Source organism: Paenibacillus sp. EB106-06-01-XG199, assembly GCF_058791575.1.
The window spans coordinates 100141-115424 of sequence record NZ_JBYTDQ010000013.1; the positions used below are offsets into that span (position 1 = coordinate 100141).

Genomic DNA, 15284 nt, shown 5'->3' on the forward strand with positions numbered 1-15284 from the left:
GATTTAAGCAGCTTCATTACAATTAATGATAACTTGCATTAGATAAAATGATACTTAATATTCAGCTTTTGATTACTGATTCGCGATCTTACGGACATGGTTCTGCATTTGGAGAGGCGTTGTTCTCCCTTTGCGGCGCAGCAGAAGCATGAGCGGAAAACCAAACAGCACGATGATGGCAGCAACGACAAATACATCATTTACTCCCATTGTAAATGAGAGTAGGGTGATCGAATCGGAACTCGCTGCACCGGACGCTACGAGCTCTTTGGAGTGAATCCCGGATCTGCTCGACAAGAGCGAGGTAAATACGGCGATGGCCAATGAGCTTAATACATTGCGCACCCAGTTGTTGATCGAAGTTGCATGACCTGACCATTCCACCGGAATCTCCTCCATGGATGCCGTGCTGCTTGGGACATTGGCCAGACCGATCCCCAGATTACGCACAACCATCGCCCACAAAATAAAGTTGTGCGAAACATCCACATGCAGCCTGCTCAGCATAAACAAACCGGCAAAGATAAAAGCAATTCCTGCGGAAATCAGCTTCACCGGACCGAACTTGGGATACAGCTTGCCCACAACCGGGCTTAACAATGCCAGCAGGATGGATGAGGGCAGCAGAATCAGTCCTGTTTTGAGCGTCGTGGCGCCTTGCACAGTCTGCAGGAAAAGCGGTGTTAAGTAAGTGCCGGCATACATCGCCACCGTTACCAGACTATAGATGCACAGCATAGCCGTGAACCGCAGGTTCTGAAATACGCGCAGATTCAGCAGCGGCACTTCCGTCCGCAATTCACGCAGGACAAACAAGAGGAGAAGAACGATCCCGGCAGCGATTAACAATAGAGTTCTCCAGGAACCCCAACCCCAGCTGCTGCCTTGGCTAAAAGCAGTCAGAAGCGCGAGGCTGCCCGTCACCACCGTAATCAGGCCGGGAACATCGAATGACTTCGGTACATTCATCCGGTAGTAAGGGATTAACAGTTGGGTTAATATAATAGCGACAAGTCCCACCGGGATATTAATCAGGAACAGCCAGTGCCAGCTGGCATACTGCAGCAGCCAGCCGCTGAAGGTCGGCCCGATGGCCGGCGCAACCATTGCGGACAGCGACCACAGGCTGACGGCGAAGGGCCGGCGCTCAATCGGAATGACCTGAAAGATAATCGTCATCGTGCAGGCCATAATCAGTCCGCTGCATGAGCCTTGAAGCATCCGGAAAATGATCAACATCAACGGGTTACCCGATACGGCGCATAACAGGGAGAAAAGTGTAAAGCCCGATAAAGCGAACAAGTAAAGTCTCTTATAACTGAATCTGCCGCCAAGATAACCGGCCAAAGGTGCCGTTACACCTGTTGCCAGCATAAAGCCGGTAACCATCCATTGCATCGTGTGCAAGCCGGTATGGAAATGATTCATTAGTAGGGGAACAGCAATGTTAATCGTTGTGGTGCTTAAGACAGAGACAAAGTTCCCGAAGAATATGGCAATCATAATCGGCCAAAAAGGAACTTTGCCTCGTTGTTCATGGTTCTCTTCCATGGCAGTTCCCCCATTATTTATATGTCTACTTTTACATAGGTGAGTTAACTTAAATAATGTTATAATCGAATCTACAATATGTCAATGATGACATAGCAGTAATACTCCTGATGAAAACGGATTAATTTAGATTGGAGGAACTCATAGTAATGAATACTCTGTCTTACGGGCTCCTTGCCCTGCTGACTGCCAACTCGCTGTCCGGATACGAGTTAACGCAAAGCATTAAGCCGCTATGGCGTGCGGGCCATAGTCAAATTTATCCTCTGCTGGTAAGTATGGAGCAGAAGGGATACATCTCCTACGAGCGCATCGAGCAGTCAGATAAGCCGGATAAAAAAATATATACGATCACAGAAAAAGGACTTGAACAATTGCGGGAGTGGGTTGAGACGCCGGCTGATCCTCCCGTGTTGCGGGACGAACTGCATTTCAAGCTGTACAGCCTGTGGCTCGCAAGACCAGAGGAGGCTAAGGCGTTACTGGTAAGGCGCGCGGAATTCTGCAGGAGTGAGCTGGACCGGTATAACCTCATGATTAAAGCCAATGAAGCCCTGTGCCAGGAGCGCGGAGAAACCCGCGAGCTTAAGGCAACGACGTTCGGGCGGTATTTGCTGCTGCGCAAGCGGGTTATGGATATGGAATCTTCTGTAGCCTTTTGCGAATGGGCCATCGGGGAACTTGAATCAAACGCCGGTCCGCTGGAATAAAGGTTCGATGTATTGCAGCAAACGATCAGTAAATCCCAAAGAAATAGGGTTGTCCATAGTCATAATAATGACTAATTGGACAACCCTATACTTAAAACCGGGGGTAAGAACAGTCACGCCTGTCCGGTGCCGCTGCCTTTCACCCGTCTTCTCTTGGCCGTGCTGCTCTTCACCTGATCAATAATCAGATGGATCACGATCAGGATGCCGCCGGCATTGATTGCCAGATCGGCCAGATTCATGATGCCGCCGCCTTCCCCGAATACAAGAAAATCCGTAACCTGATGGAAAATTACGCGGTCTATTGCATTGCCGATAGCACCCCCCACCAAAAATCCGCTGGCGGCTTCAAGCAAGGGTCCTCGCAGCACTCCTTTGCGACGGTAATAAAAAATCGCGACTACAAATACTGCCGCAACAATCGAGAAATACTTCCCAAAACCCTGAAAAGAACTGAAGGCCGCACCACTGTTCTCATAATAAGTAAATTGCACGTAAGGGTTCCAGAACGGAATGGTCTCCCCCAGCTGCATGTTTAACCGCACCATCCATTTTGCAGCCTGGTCCGCCAGTACCACCAATATTGAAATCAGGTAAAAAAGCATCTCTGTGCTCCTTTCACGTCTGCTAGACTCACTCCATTAACGGTTCATAAGGATAGCTTATCACAGAGCACCACACGGATTCACCTTTCAGAGAAATGTTACATTCGAAAGCCTAATGGTTAAACACTCTTAGATTATAAATCGTTTAGTTGAGGGTGGGTACCAAATGGAATACGGAGCGATATTTATCAAGCTGATCGCGGGTTTTATCGGGTTATGGGCAATGACAAGATTGCTGGGAAAGAAGGAAATCTCCGCCTTGACGCCTTTTGACTTTATCTCTGCGGTGATTCTGGGCGATTTGGTCGGGGACACCATATATACACCAGAAAATTCCGTGCTGATGCTGATCTTTACACTGGCTGTTTGGACCGTATTATCCTTGACGTTCGAGAAGGTTACCCAGCGAATCCGCGCGCTCCGCAAACCGCTTGAGGGCGAACCGGAATTTCTGATCCGTGACGGAGAGATCGATCTGGTCAAGCTGCGCAAGAACAACCTTGACTTCGACCAGCTGCGGATGATGCTGCGGGCTAAGGATACTTTCTCTGTCAGTGAGGTCGCTTATGCCATCTATGAGACGAATGGTTCTTTGAGCATTATGAAAAAGCCGCAATTCGAGGCAGCCACCCGCGAAGACCTGGCTGTTTCCATACAGGAAACCACGCTGCCCCAGAGTATTATTGAGGACGGGATCATTCAGCGGCGTACGCTAAGGGAACTTGGCCATGACGAGGCCTGGTTGGACGGCGAGCTGCGCAAACTGGGATATTCGGGCCCGCAGGCTGTAGCTTATGCTGAAATCACTGAAGAAGGCGAGTTTGCTGTGGTCTCCTCGGTTTCCCACTAAAGAGACCAAAAAAAAGGATATGCCCGGTGTTCGGACATATCCCCACTCTATCAGAATCTTGCTGAATGGTTTACCAGGCGTAGGCCTCCGGAGCCGGACGTCCCGGTCCCGGGAATATTTCATCCAGCTTCTTCAGCGTGACTTCATCCAGAATGATCTCAGTCACACGCAGCGAATCCTCGAACTGTTCGATAGTTCTCGGTCCGATGATGGGCGCAGTCACGGCTGGATTCGCCAGCACCCACGCCAAAGCTACCTGGTCCTCATGCTCGCCAAGCTCCTTGCAGAGGGCAGAGAACTGCTCCAGCTGGCTGCGGTGCTGCTCCAGCTTGGCGGAGCGGGCGCTGCGCACACCGGTCTTGGCCAGCGCGTTGCGGCCGAGCAGACCGCCCGCAAGCGGACTCCACGGGATGACGCCAAGTCCCAGTTCCTGCGATGCCGGCAGCACCTCAAGCTCCGGCGTCCGTTCGAGCAGATTGTACAGATGCTGCTCGGAGACCAGGCCCAGGAAGTGGCGCGCTTTCGCCTGCGCCTGAGCATGTGCGATATGCCAGCCGGCAAAGTTGCTGGAACCGATATAATCCGCCTTGCCCTGGGAGACCAGGATTTCAAAAGCACCCCATAACTCATCCCAGGAAACATTACGGTCAATATGATGCATTTGGTACAGCTCAATATGATCGGTCTGCAGACGTTTCAGCGAGCCCTCGAAATGTCGTCTGATCTTATAAGCGGATAACCCCGAACCTGAATTGGGACCGTCCTGCTCATCAAGCATGTCATTGTAAACCTTGGTCGCCAGCACCACCTTCTCGCGCCGTCCGCCCCCCTGCTGAAACCAGCGTCCGATAATCTCTTCGGTCCAGCCGCGCCGTTCCTGGCCGCCATAGACATTCGCAGTATCAAAAAAGTTAATGCCGGCATCCAATGCGGCATCCATGATCCTGAAGGCGTCCTTCTCCCCGGTCTCCGGGCCAAAATTCATCGTGCCGAGACATAATTGGCTGACCTTTAAACCCGATTTTCCCAAATAACTGTACTTCATTGCAATTCCTCCCTTTCATCCCTGTATGGTTGTCCGCATTCCCTCCCACTATAAGCCTTAGAGTCCACTTTAAGGCAAGCTTTTTTTCAAGAAAAAAAACAGGCCTTTTGTGCATGGCCTGTTCTTGCTGCTCCAAAATAATTCTCCTATTCCCCATCATGACCGCTGTCCGGAAACAGCACTTCTCCAGTTCCCTGTTCAATCGCTATGATTTCCTGCAGGGTAACCGACAGATCACCAGGGGGATAAGGTTTGGTCAAATACTTCTGAACATTGTTCATCAGACTTTTATCTGTTTTGTCCAGCGCCGAGGAAATAACTATCGGAACGTTCGCTGTCCGCTCATCATCCTTCAGCATGCGGATCAGGTCCCAGCCATCCAGCTCATCCCCCAGCATCAGATCCACGACAATCGCTACAAAAGGTGTTTTCAGTGCCTGATCAAACGCCTGCTGTGGATGATAATGATGTGTCACCCGGAAGCCTTTGCCCTTCAGTTCCTCCGACAGCAGCAGGGAAAGACTGTAATCATCCTCTACAATCATTACGTTTGGCTTCGCTTCCTTCTCCGAATTCCATTTATAAGGCTCATCTTCATGCCGGCTGCCGCTATGATTCAGAACCGGAAGACTGAACCATACAGTGGTGCCTTCGCCTTCCACCGAATCAATGCCGATCGCACCCTTCTGCTTCTCAATGATTTCCTTGCAGATGGCCAGGCCTAGACCTGTTCCGCCGATCCGTTTGGATGCGCTGTTGTCTACGCGTCTGAATTTCTGGAACAAATGGCCGATCTGATTCTTAGGAATCCCCAGCCCGTGATCCTGGATCTCCACAACAATCCGCTCGGGTTCATTATGCAGCAGCACCTTGATCTCATTGCTGTTCGGTGAGAACTTGATCGCATTGCTAAGCAGGTTGGTCAGTACCTGGACAATCTTGTCCTTGTCCACTTCCACCTCTGCATTCCGCGCTGCATCCTCCAGCAGAATATGGTGGGTGCCACTCAGTTTGTACTGGTCAATGACGCCAAGGACAAGCGAGCTCAGATTGACAGGCTCGGCATTGTACTGCTGGGTGCCTGACTCCATCCGCTGCAGATCCAGAAAATCATTGATCAGATCGGTCAGCCGGTGCGCCTCCCTATGAATGGTCTCCAGATATTTCAGCTGCTTCTCCGGCTTCATTGTTCTGGATAACAGCAGCTCTGTGAAGCCGAGCACACTGGATAACGGTGTCCGCAGCTCATGGCTGACCGTGCTGACCAGTTCGGATTTCATCAGATCCAGCTCATATTCCCGGGTAATGTTCCGGTGCACAAACAACGTACCGAAGCGGATCTCACGGCGGAATACCGGAATAGCATATACCTCCACATGTTTCATCGCTTCCGTGCCAATGGAATATTTGATCGTGCTAGAGTCAAAAAATGTTTCGGACATCGCCGTTTGGTAGAACAGCCGCAGATCATCCTGCTCATTGGCCCTGTGGATGAAATGTTCTGTCCAGCGTTCCTTAAGGACTACTTCCCCTTCAGTCCATTCATCGTACCCGAACAGCTGGCCAAGGGCTTTATTCATCTGCAGCATCGTTCCGTCCATTTGGACAAACTGAATTCCTTCATTGACGTTATTGACAATGTCCCTGTTCAGCATCCGGCCATCTTCTATTTCTTCATACATGAACAGCCGCTCAATGGCCAGCGCCACCCGGTTCATCATGCCTTGAATCTCGTCGGTTTCTTCTTCGCCAAAGGAATGTCCGATCCGGGTACCGCAGAATACAGCCAGCACCTCATCATCAGCATTGATAACCGTTGTGTAGTAATCATAGGAATATATGCCTTCTGGAGAAATACCCTGCTCCCGTAAGGATGCCGGACGTTTTGTAATATAGGATTTCTCCGTTTGCATGCGGAACAGCATATCATTATTATCACTATCAAGATAACGTTCCACATTCTCAAGAGGTACGCCTTTAACGACAGCAATTTTGTCTTTGACCATCAGGAAAAAGCTCGAGTCGAACGCATATTGCTCATTCATAAACCGGATAAACTTTTCGGCGAACTCCTGCTTGTCCAGAGTATAGGTAATGTCATGGTTAAGCTGATTGCTCCGCTCCAGCAGAATCTTGGTTTGTTCCGTCTTTTTCAGGGTATCCGCCAGCTCCTGCTGCACACTTTTCATGGAAGAAATATTGTTGGCGATGAGAATGTACTGGTAGACATGGCCTTCATCATTCAGATAAGGCATCGCCGTCAAATGCAGCCAGATCACCGAACCGTCCTTGGCCCGAATCTGAATCTCGTCGCTCCATACCCCGCCCGTGGTCAGCTTGCGGAGAATTTGCTGCGCCTGATCACCTGAAATATTATAGAGCTCGAACAGCCTGAAGGTGTAACCGATGATCTCCGGGTTCTTATACCCCGTATACTCGCTCAGATTCTCATTAGCATAGGTGAATATGCCTTTGTTCGAAAGAATAGCGACTGCGGAGGACTGATCCAGCGCCTTCATCATGCTCTCGATCTCGCTTAAAGACCGTTCCAGCTTAAACTGCTGATCCTGAAGCTCATCCTGCTGCGCATGCAGTTCTTCGTTCTGCATCGTCAGCTCTTCTTCTTTGTCCTGTATGCTTCTCGCCATATTCAGGAATGCTTCATAGAGCCGGCCGATTTCATCCTGCCGCTGAAGCTTGCTTAGCAATACAGACCGGCCTTCCGCAAGCGAAATCGTTGCCTCTTCCAGCTTCACGATCGGATCAATGAGAACCTTTAGAATCCTCCAGATCATCAGGGTGAATAGAAGCAGCAGGAAGCTGCTTAATACGAACGCCGCAATGGTAAACCTATTAGCTTGCTTAATGGAATCGGCAGCCATTTCGTTCAATTGTGCATCTGAACGCGCTTTGTATTGCTTCGTGTATGAAAGGAATTTATTTACCGCCTGGGTGTTGCCATCCTGTGCCAGCGCCCGCAGCGCAACATAATTATCTTGCTCAACCAGAGCGATCGCCTTAGGCAGCGTAACCTTTTGATAATTTTGACTGTATGCCGTCAATTGGTCCTTGAACTGCAATTCTTCCGGGGACAGCTTCAGCAGGGAATACGTATTAAGGACTTCCCCCAGCTTCTGCAGCGCTTCATAGGCGAGCTTCAGCTCATTATCATTTTTCAGCGCCGTGTAGCCTCTCACCCGAAAAAAAACATCATTCAGTGTTGTTGCCAGTTCATTGATCGTCTCCGCCTTGTTCTGCAGCACTTCACGGTCATGGCTCAACTTGTTCTGCTGAGAAGATATATAGAAGAACAAGAGCAGGCCAGTCAGTACGATGAGAACAAATAAGCCTGAAATAATGCGGAAATATTTATCTTTGATGCTCAAATTAACGAATTTTTTTCTTTTCACCAAGGATACCCTCCACGATCTGCAGGAGCTCTGTCGGACTAAACGGCTTAGGCATGAAATAACGCGCGCCCGCCTCCCTGGCTCTGCTCCGGTCCATTTCCTGCGCCTTGGCGGTCAGCATCATTATCGGCGTGGAGTTCTTCATGTCCTCGTCCAATTCAGACAAAACTTCAATACCGGTCATTTCCGGCATCATATAGTCCAATATCACCAGATCGTAGAGATCATCTGATAGCTTGGCAAGTGCCTCAACCCCATTTTCAGCGGTACGAATCTCCACATCTTCGAGGTCCTCCAGCGTATCTTCAATCAGCATGCGCAGAACATCTTCATCATCTACTACAAGTACTTTTTGCATCTTTCTCTCTCACCTTTCAATGTACCCTAAACCATTATCAGCGTTTCAGCGCTAAATGTTTCAGAACAAAAATCTGTGGGCCAGCCGTTCAATTCTAATGAGCAGCTCCGGCAAGTGAAACGGCTTAATGACATAATCGTCGGCGCCCATTTGCAGGGCATGTATAATATCCCGCTGGTCGTTCCGCCCGGTCAGCATGATCACGAGAATATTCACTTCCGGATAACTGCCGCGGATCCGCTCAAGCACCTCCAGCCCATCCAGCTCCGGCATAATACCATCAAGCAGGATGATAAATTTCTCCTCGGGAGCATACCAATCCGACTGGAGAAACTGCGGGCCGTTAGAATAGCTGCTTACTTTCACTTTGGCAATGCTCTCCGGCTCCCAAGCTTGGAACTGATGGGTCACTATTCTGCGGATCAGCGGATCATCGTCGACGATGATGACATTCAGAACCGACTCCAGCTTACCTGCCGGCAAATGCTCGTCATACAAAGTGGTCTGGTTTCTGCCGGCATGTTTGCTGGCATACAGCGCCTGATCTGCTTCATCAATAAGTTTATCGGCATTGAGGTGAGATTCCGTTACCTCTGTGATCCCGGCGGAAAAGGAAACATTAAATCGTTCATTTTTGGCCCAAAACTCTTTCAAAGAGAACTGCTGCTGAATCCGCTCGATGACAAGCATGGCCGATGCGGCATCGGTATTGGGCATGAACAGGGCAAACTCTTCACCGCCATAGCGGCAGAATGTATCCTCCACCCGGATTGATTTCTGTACCAGCCCGGAAAAAGTCTGAAGCACCTCATCTCCGACCAGATGGCCGTAGCTGTCATTCACATGTTTAAAGTAATCCAGGTCCATAAGCGCAAGCGAAAATGTCCGCGCGGTCCGCTTGAAATCGGAGATCAGCTGCTTCATCGTTTGATTAAAATATTTGCGGTTAAAAGCCCCGGTCAGCTCATCCACGATTATGGATTTTTGCCATTCAAGCTTCAGCTCAAAGCGGTTCTTAATGAGTACCAGGAACAAATCAATATCTACAGGCTTCGGAATATAATCCATCACCCCCAGCGAATAGGCATACATCTGGACATCCTTGGAATGTTCACCGCTGACGATAATAATCGGAATACGCTCTTTCTTCGCCTTGCCGATGATTTGTTTCAGGACATCAATCCCGCTCTGATCGGGCAGCAGGATATCCAGCAGGATCATGTCCGGCTTACTTTCATAAAAAATTTTGAGTCCCCGTTCGGCGGATAATGCAATACTCACAAAATAGGACTGCTTCTCCAGCGATTCCCTTAAAAAGGCTACAAGCTCTACATCATCATCAATGAGCAGAATTTCGTATTGCTTCTTGCCGTCAGGCAACATTGCCGCTTGCAAACCCGGGACAGGTATTGCTGAGTTCATCAATTGCTCATCAAAAAGCCCCAGCAAAGGATACAAATAATCCCCCCACTCGGCCTCTGTCCAATTTTTATAAGATTCATCCGAGAAATAAAGCAATGTGCTGCCGGCATACTCCTCCACCAGGTGAAGGCCTACCGTTCCGGCCGTGCCCTTTAAATTATGCAAAAAGCGGTAGATTTCCTTTTCCTCGACGTCTGGCTGTTCCGACCACTTTTGCAGGGTTTGCCTGGTACGCTGCTCAACCAGCTCTTTGTATTTTCTAGTTGTCATGGTTACTCCTTCAGACGATCATGTCAATCTATTAGTTGATCATATATTTTTAACACTGTCAACTGTATTCTAATGAAATTAGGGCATAAGATCAAATTTATGATCAGACTGACAAAAAACCTTTGGTTGATGACTACAACATCATTTGCAATAATAAATGCAACGGTTCATTCCGTTAATGCGGCGGATGAACAGAGAATAGATAAATAGGAGGCTTTTTCATTGAAGGGGATTATAACAGTACTGGGAAAAGACAAAGTAGGGATTATCGCCAAAGTCTGTACCTACCTTGCAGGCCACAATCTGAACATTCTCGACATTTCGCAGACTATTGTGCAGGACTATTTCAACATGATGATGATTGTTGATATTTCCGCGCCAAGCAAGTCCTTTGAAGAGATTGTGGAGGACCTGCAGCAGGTGGGCGAAGAAATCGGCGTTGAAATCAAGCTCCAGCACGAGGACATTTTCAATATTATGCACCGCATTTAGCTAGCAGCGAAAGGAAGAGATAGGGATGATTTCACTTGTGGAAGTGCAGGAAACGAATAAAATGATCCGCGAAATGAATCTGGATGTCCGCACCATTACGATGGGAATCAGCCTGATGGACTGTGCCCATACGGATTTGCGGGTGTTTAACCAGAATGTGTATGACAAAATCACCCGGTCCGCTGAGAAGCTGGTGAAGACCGGGGAAGATCTGGAGCGGCAATTCGGCGTACCGATTGTCAATAAACGGATCTCCGTCACCCCAATCTCCATTGCAGCCGGTTCCGTGCATACGGATACTTATGTTCCGGTTGCCGAGATTCTGGACAAGGCGGCCAAAGAGGTGGGCGTCAACTTTATCGGCGGCTTCTCGGCGCTTGTGCAGAAAGGCTGCACCAAAGGCGACCGGATTCTGATCGACAGTATCCCAGAAGCGCTGGCTGTGACGGAAAGAGTCTGTTCCTCTGTGAATGTAGGCTCCTCGCGCAGCGGGATCAATATGGATGCCGTGAAGCTAATGGGCGACATCATCCTCCAGACGGCGGAACGCACCAAGGACCGTGATTCCATCGGCTGCGCCAAGTTGGTTGTCTTCTGCAACGCCGTTGAGGACAACCCCTTCATGGCCGGAGCCTTTCACGGCGTGGGCGAGCGGGAATGCGTGATCAACGTTGGGGTCAGCGGCCCTGGTGTCATCAAGCGCGCACTGGAAGAAGTAAAGGGCCAGGACTTTGAAACGCTGTGCGAGACGATCAAACGAACCGCCTTCAAGGTGACCCGTGTAGGACAGCTTGTTGCACAGGAAGCCTCCAAACGGCTGGATGTGCCGTTCGGCATCATTGATCTGTCGCTGGCACCCACCCCTTTGGTCGGTGACTCCATCGCCGAGATTTTCCAGGTTATGGGTCTCGAGGAAGCCGGAGCACCCGGCACCACGGCAGCGCTTGCCATCCTGAACGATAATGTCAAAAAAGGCGGCGTCATGGCCTCCTCTTATGTCGGCGGACTTAGCGGCGCGTTCATCCCGGTCAGTGAAGACCATGGAATGATCCAGGCTGTTCAGCGCGGTGCGTTGACGCTGGAGAAGCTCGAAGCGATGACCTGTGTCTGCTCCGTCGGCCTCGACATGATTGCCATTCCGGGCAGCACCAGCAAAGAAACCCTCTCCGGCATTATCGCTGATGAAGCCGCAATCGGCATGGTCAATAACAAGACAACCGCCGTCCGCCTGATCCCGGTTATCGGCAAGGAAGTCGGCGAGATGGTCGAATTTGGCGGTCTGCTCGGCTACGCCCCGGTGATGGCCGTGAATCCTTTTAACTGCGCCGGGTTCGTGAACCGGGGCGGACGTATTCCCGCTCCAATTCACAGCTTTAAGAACTAATATTCCAAGTGGAAACGGCATCCGCCGTCCTCAAAAGGACGGTATCCGTTTCATCGAGAAATAGAAGGATAATTTATAGCGTGAAGCAGATAAATTCTTATATTTGCACAAAAGCGCCGCCTCACCTCATAAGGTGGGCGGCGCTCTTTTTGTAAACCAACCGGGTGATAGAACAGTTCACGGCTTAGAAGACATGACCCAGCTTTTCCGGTCCTACAACCAGATAGAAGCTCTGAATCTGCTCCCCTTCCAGCACCAGACATAGCACGGCTTTAACCTCGCCATCCTGCCTGAATACCAGTTGGTCTTCGCCGTTGACGGTTTCTACAGACGGCTCCAATTCCCGCAGCCGGTTCAGCACCCGGCGCGAGGTCAGCAGCGCCAGCACTCCCTTGCGGCCAACCATCGGCCTAAGGATCGTATGGACATCCTGGCCGCCGCCGTCGGCAATAAGCACGGGATGATCGGACAGCAGTTCCAGCATCGCACTGACATCATAAGCGGTAAAAGCCTCGGTAAAGCGCCGCAGCAGGCCAGACCTCGCCATTCCTGTCCCGGACCCGGCCATGGCTGCAGAAGGCTCGGCCTGAAGCGTGCGCTTGGCCCGGCTAAAGATTTGCCGGCAATTGGCTTCCGCTTTGCCCAGCATTTCTGCGATATCCCCATAATCGTACTGGAAGGCTTCACGCAGTACAAATACCGCCCGTTCAGTGGGCGACAGCCGCTCAAGCAGCACCAGAAACGCATACGACAGCGTATCCTTACGTTCCGCTGCGGCTTCAGGTCCGTCATAAGGCTCGCTTACCGGCTCAGGCAGCCACTCGCCGATGTAGGTCTCTCTACGGCTGCGCGCCGAGTTCAGCATATTCAGGCAGCGGTTGGTAATGCCTTTTGCCACATAGGCCTTCATATTGTGAATGCCGGTCCGATCACGCCGCTGCAGCTCGGCGAAGCAATCCTGCACCGCATCCTCCGCATCAACCGCTGTTCCGAGCATCCGGTAAGCTATGGAGAAGGCGTAAGCCTTGTAACTGAGAAACAGCTCCTCCATCCCCGGTGCTTGAGATGCAGTTAACTTTGTGCCGGTCTCGTTGCTTTGTGGTTTCAACGGCACTTCCCCTCCTACTCCTGATGTTATCCTCAGCGACTTAGAGGACAGCTCCCGGATACATTCCTGTAGAAATCGCTAACCGGTTCCAGCAATTGATCGTATTGATCGCCATAATCCAATCAACAAATTCTTCTTCGCTGAAATGCTCCCGGACCTTCTCATATACATCATGGGGCACGCCGGCTTCACTGATATGTGTGACAGCTTCGGCAAGCTCAAGCAAAGCTCTCTCTTTATCCGTAAAGATCGGTGCCTCGCGCCATACCGTGACCAGCAGCAGTTTGTCCTGATAATCCCCCAGCTTCAGCAAATCCTTGGCGTGCATATCCAGACAGAAGGCGCAGCCGTTCAGCTGAGATACCCGTATTTTGACCAGTTCAGTCAGGAGCTTATCGCTGCCCCGGCCTGCGGTATGCTGCTCCAGCGACATCATTGTCCGGAAAGCGGGCGCGTTCACTTCTCTGTAATTGAATCTCAAACTCATCATAATCTCCTCCTCAATGTGTTTACAATACTGTAGACAACCGGGCGGATTATTTTGTGACAGCAATCTCTATTTTTTGTGAAAAAAGGTGTGAAAGCGCCTATGGCTTGTCTTAGCCGGTCTACTTAAGCTGCCGCTCTCTTGTCTCTTCTTGCCGTGATCAGCCGCCAGCCGGTAAGCAATGCCGAAACCAGACAAATTGCCGAGGAAGTCATGAATACAACATGCATCCCCGAAAGGAAAATATCCGGACGGCCCGGAACCAAATCGGTTACCCGATGCCCTGCCTTGCTGCTCATCACATTAAACAGGATGGAGGTGGCGATGGTGATGCCGACAACCATGCCCACATTGCGGACCAGCGAGTTGACACTGCCTGCGGAACCGAGCTGTGTCCGCGGCACTTTGGACATGATAAGTGAATTGTTGGGCGATTGGAACAAGCCGCTGCCGACACCGAGCATCGCGATCCACAATCCGACCAATAGCACAGAGCTTCCGTCATGCAGCCGGGCCAGCCCAAACTGGGCGATAACCATCACGATTAATCCGGCAAAGGTCAGGAACTCGGAACCGATCTTATCGGACAAGGCTCCGCTGACCGGTGAAACCACCACCATGCAGATCGGAAACAGCATAAGCAAAAATCCGGCGTAAAAAGGCGACAGATTCAGCATGTTCTGCGCATAGAACGGGGCAATGATGTTGAAGCAAAAGTTGGCCACGAACACGAGAAACGCGCACAAAATGCTGAGTGAGAATAAGGGGTTCTTGAACAGCGACAGCTGCAGCAGCGGCTCCGCGCGGCGCAATTCCACGGTAATAAAAGCAATAAATGCAGCAACTGCGATGAGCAGCGCCGTGAGGATGCGGGCATCCCCATACCCAAGCTGCTGCCCGAGCAGCAATCCGGCAAACAGCGTTAGGATAAACACCGCGAACAGCATGCTTCCGGGAATGTCGATTTTCGATTTTACCCGTACCAGATCCTTAGGCAGAACCTTCCATCCAAGCACGACGGCAATCAAGCCAATCGGAAGGTTTACCCAGAAAATATATTCCCAGCCCAGTGTTGAAACAATAATCCCGCCCAGACTCGGTCCGGCGATACTGCCCAGCGATACGAAGGTGCCGATAAGCCCCAGCGCTTTGCCCCGCTCTGTAGCCGGGAAAATATCCGTCACAATCCCCTGGCTGTTCGCCATAGTCATGGAGGCCCCGATCGCCTGAATCACGCGCGATATTATAAGGAACGGCAGACTTGTGCTCAGACCGCAGAGCATTGAGCCAATGATAAAGACGATCGTGCCGATTTTGAAAATCCGGATCTTGCCAAGCATATCTCCAAGCTTCCCGAAAAGCAGGATGACTGCGCAAATAGCCATCAGATACCCTGTCGTTACCCATTCAACCTGAGCCACCGGCAGGTTCAGCTGCTTCACCAGCACGGGCAAGGCAATATTGACAATACTTCCATCGAGCGTTGACATAAAGGTAAAAAGATTTAAGACGATCAGGATAATCCAGCGTTTCTTCTGGATGGCGGCATCATCCTGATAGGTTGCGGCAATGGAACTCATAACTAACACCCT

At 50.6% G+C, this 15284-nt stretch carries 13 protein-coding genes; 4 read left to right on the forward strand and 9 right to left on the reverse strand.

The window, feature by feature from the left end:
* Positions 1-72: 72 nt before the first annotated feature.
* A complete protein-coding gene (locus AC3WT9_RS30805; protein ID WP_341379091.1) occupies positions 73-1551 on the reverse strand; it encodes an MDR family MFS transporter in 1479 nt (492 codons plus the stop codon).
* 149 nt (positions 1552-1700) lie between these two features.
* Between AC3WT9_RS30805 and AC3WT9_RS30810 the strand changes: the two genes are divergently transcribed.
* Complete coding sequence (locus AC3WT9_RS30810; RefSeq protein ID WP_341094329.1) at positions 1701-2261, forward strand: PadR family transcriptional regulator; 561 nt, start codon at positions 1701-1703, stop codon at positions 2259-2261.
* A gap of 113 nt (positions 2262-2374) precedes the next feature.
* Here the strand turns inward: AC3WT9_RS30810 and lspA are convergent, their stop codons facing one another.
* Entirely contained in the window at positions 2375-2866 is a 492-nt protein-coding gene (gene lspA / locus AC3WT9_RS30815; protein WP_341094331.1) for a signal peptidase II, read from the reverse strand.
* 166 nt (positions 2867-3032) lie between these two features.
* Here lspA and AC3WT9_RS30820 point away from each other — a divergent pair, with 166 nt between their 5' ends.
* Positions 3033-3716, forward strand: a complete 684-nt coding sequence (locus AC3WT9_RS30820) for a DUF421 domain-containing protein (RefSeq protein WP_341094332.1) — start codon at positions 3033-3035, stop codon at positions 3714-3716.
* A gap of 70 nt (positions 3717-3786) precedes the next feature.
* Here AC3WT9_RS30820 and AC3WT9_RS30825 read toward each other — a convergent pair whose 3' ends face one another.
* The 4 genes from AC3WT9_RS30825 to AC3WT9_RS30840 form a co-directional block, all read right to left on the reverse strand.
* Positions 3787-4761, reverse strand: a complete 975-nt coding sequence (locus tag AC3WT9_RS30825; protein ID WP_341379093.1) for an aldo/keto reductase — start codon at positions 4759-4761, stop codon at positions 3787-3789.
* Between the two features lie 146 nt (positions 4762-4907).
* On the reverse strand, positions 4908-8171 hold the full coding sequence (locus AC3WT9_RS30830; RefSeq protein ID WP_341379094.1) for an ATP-binding protein: 3264 nt from the start codon (positions 8169-8171) through the stop codon (positions 4908-4910).
* The gene (locus AC3WT9_RS30835; protein ID WP_038594201.1) at positions 8149-8529 is read right to left on the reverse strand and encodes a response regulator; all 381 of its coding nucleotides are present in this window, start codon (positions 8527-8529) and stop codon (positions 8149-8151) included. Before AC3WT9_RS30835 ends, AC3WT9_RS30830 begins: the two co-directional genes overlap by 23 nt.
* Positions 8530-8589: 60 nt before the next feature.
* Entirely contained in the window at positions 8590-10221 is a 1632-nt protein-coding gene (locus AC3WT9_RS30840; protein ID WP_341094337.1) for a GGDEF domain-containing response regulator, read from the reverse strand.
* A 222-nt stretch (positions 10222-10443) separates the two neighbouring features.
* Here AC3WT9_RS30840 and AC3WT9_RS30845 point away from each other — a divergent pair, with 222 nt between their 5' ends.
* Complete coding sequence (locus AC3WT9_RS30845; protein WP_019910116.1) at positions 10444-10713, forward strand: ACT domain-containing protein; 270 nt, start codon at positions 10444-10446, stop codon at positions 10711-10713.
* Between the two features lie 28 nt (positions 10714-10741).
* A complete protein-coding gene (locus AC3WT9_RS30850) occupies positions 10742-12097 on the forward strand; it encodes a PFL family protein (RefSeq protein ID WP_256718062.1) in 1356 nt (451 codons plus the stop codon).
* 184 nt (positions 12098-12281) lie between these two features.
* On the opposite strand, the gene AC3WT9_RS30855 is transcribed toward AC3WT9_RS30850, so the two are convergent.
* The 3 genes from AC3WT9_RS30855 to AC3WT9_RS30865 all read right to left on the reverse strand — a co-directional run bounded on the left by AC3WT9_RS30855 (position 12282) and on the right by AC3WT9_RS30865 (position 15272).
* Positions 12282-13148: a sigma-70 family RNA polymerase sigma factor gene (locus AC3WT9_RS30855; RefSeq protein ID WP_341097721.1), complete on the reverse strand. Its 867-nt coding sequence runs from the start codon at positions 13146-13148 to the stop codon at positions 12282-12284.
* Between the two features lie 97 nt (positions 13149-13245).
* Complete coding sequence (locus AC3WT9_RS30860) at positions 13246-13692, reverse strand: carboxymuconolactone decarboxylase family protein (RefSeq protein WP_341380388.1); 447 nt, start codon at positions 13690-13692, stop codon at positions 13246-13248.
* Between the two features lie 125 nt (positions 13693-13817).
* Entirely contained in the window at positions 13818-15272 is a 1455-nt protein-coding gene (locus AC3WT9_RS30865) for an MFS transporter (protein ID WP_341094341.1), read from the reverse strand.
* Positions 15273-15284: the final 12 nt, after the last annotated feature.

Bases quoted from the DNA above. Each gene is read 5' to 3' on its own strand.
- AC3WT9_RS30805 (WP_341379091.1), bottom strand. From the start codon at position 1,551: ATGGAAGAGAACCATGAACAACGAGGCAAAGTTCCTTTTTGGCCGATT.
- AC3WT9_RS30810 (WP_341094329.1), top strand. From the start codon at position 1,701: ATGAATACTCTGTCTTACGGGCTCCTTGCCCTGCTGACTGCCAACTCG.
- lspA (WP_341094331.1), bottom strand. From the start codon at position 2,866: ATGCTTTTTTACCTGATTTCAATATTGGTGGTACTGGCGGACCAGGCT.
- AC3WT9_RS30820 (WP_341094332.1), top strand. From the start codon at position 3,033: ATGGAATACGGAGCGATATTTATCAAGCTGATCGCGGGTTTTATCGGG.
- AC3WT9_RS30825 (WP_341379093.1), bottom strand. From the start codon at position 4,761: ATGAAGTACAGTTATTTGGGAAAATCGGGTTTAAAGGTCAGCCAATTA.
- AC3WT9_RS30835 (WP_038594201.1), bottom strand. From the start codon at position 8,529: ATGCAAAAAGTACTTGTAGTAGATGATGAAGATGTTCTGCGCATGCTG.
- AC3WT9_RS30840 (WP_341094337.1), bottom strand. From the start codon at position 10,221: ATGACAACTAGAAAATACAAAGAGCTGGTTGAGCAGCGTACCAGGCAA.
- AC3WT9_RS30855 (WP_341097721.1), bottom strand. From the start codon at position 13,148: ATGGAGGAGCTGTTTCTCAGTTACAAGGCTTACGCCTTCTCCATAGCT.
- AC3WT9_RS30860 (WP_341380388.1), bottom strand. From the start codon at position 13,692: ATGAGTTTGAGATTCAATTACAGAGAAGTGAACGCGCCCGCTTTCCGG.
- AC3WT9_RS30865 (WP_341094341.1), bottom strand. From the start codon at position 15,272: ATGAGTTCCATTGCCGCAACCTATCAGGATGATGCCGCCATCCAGAAG.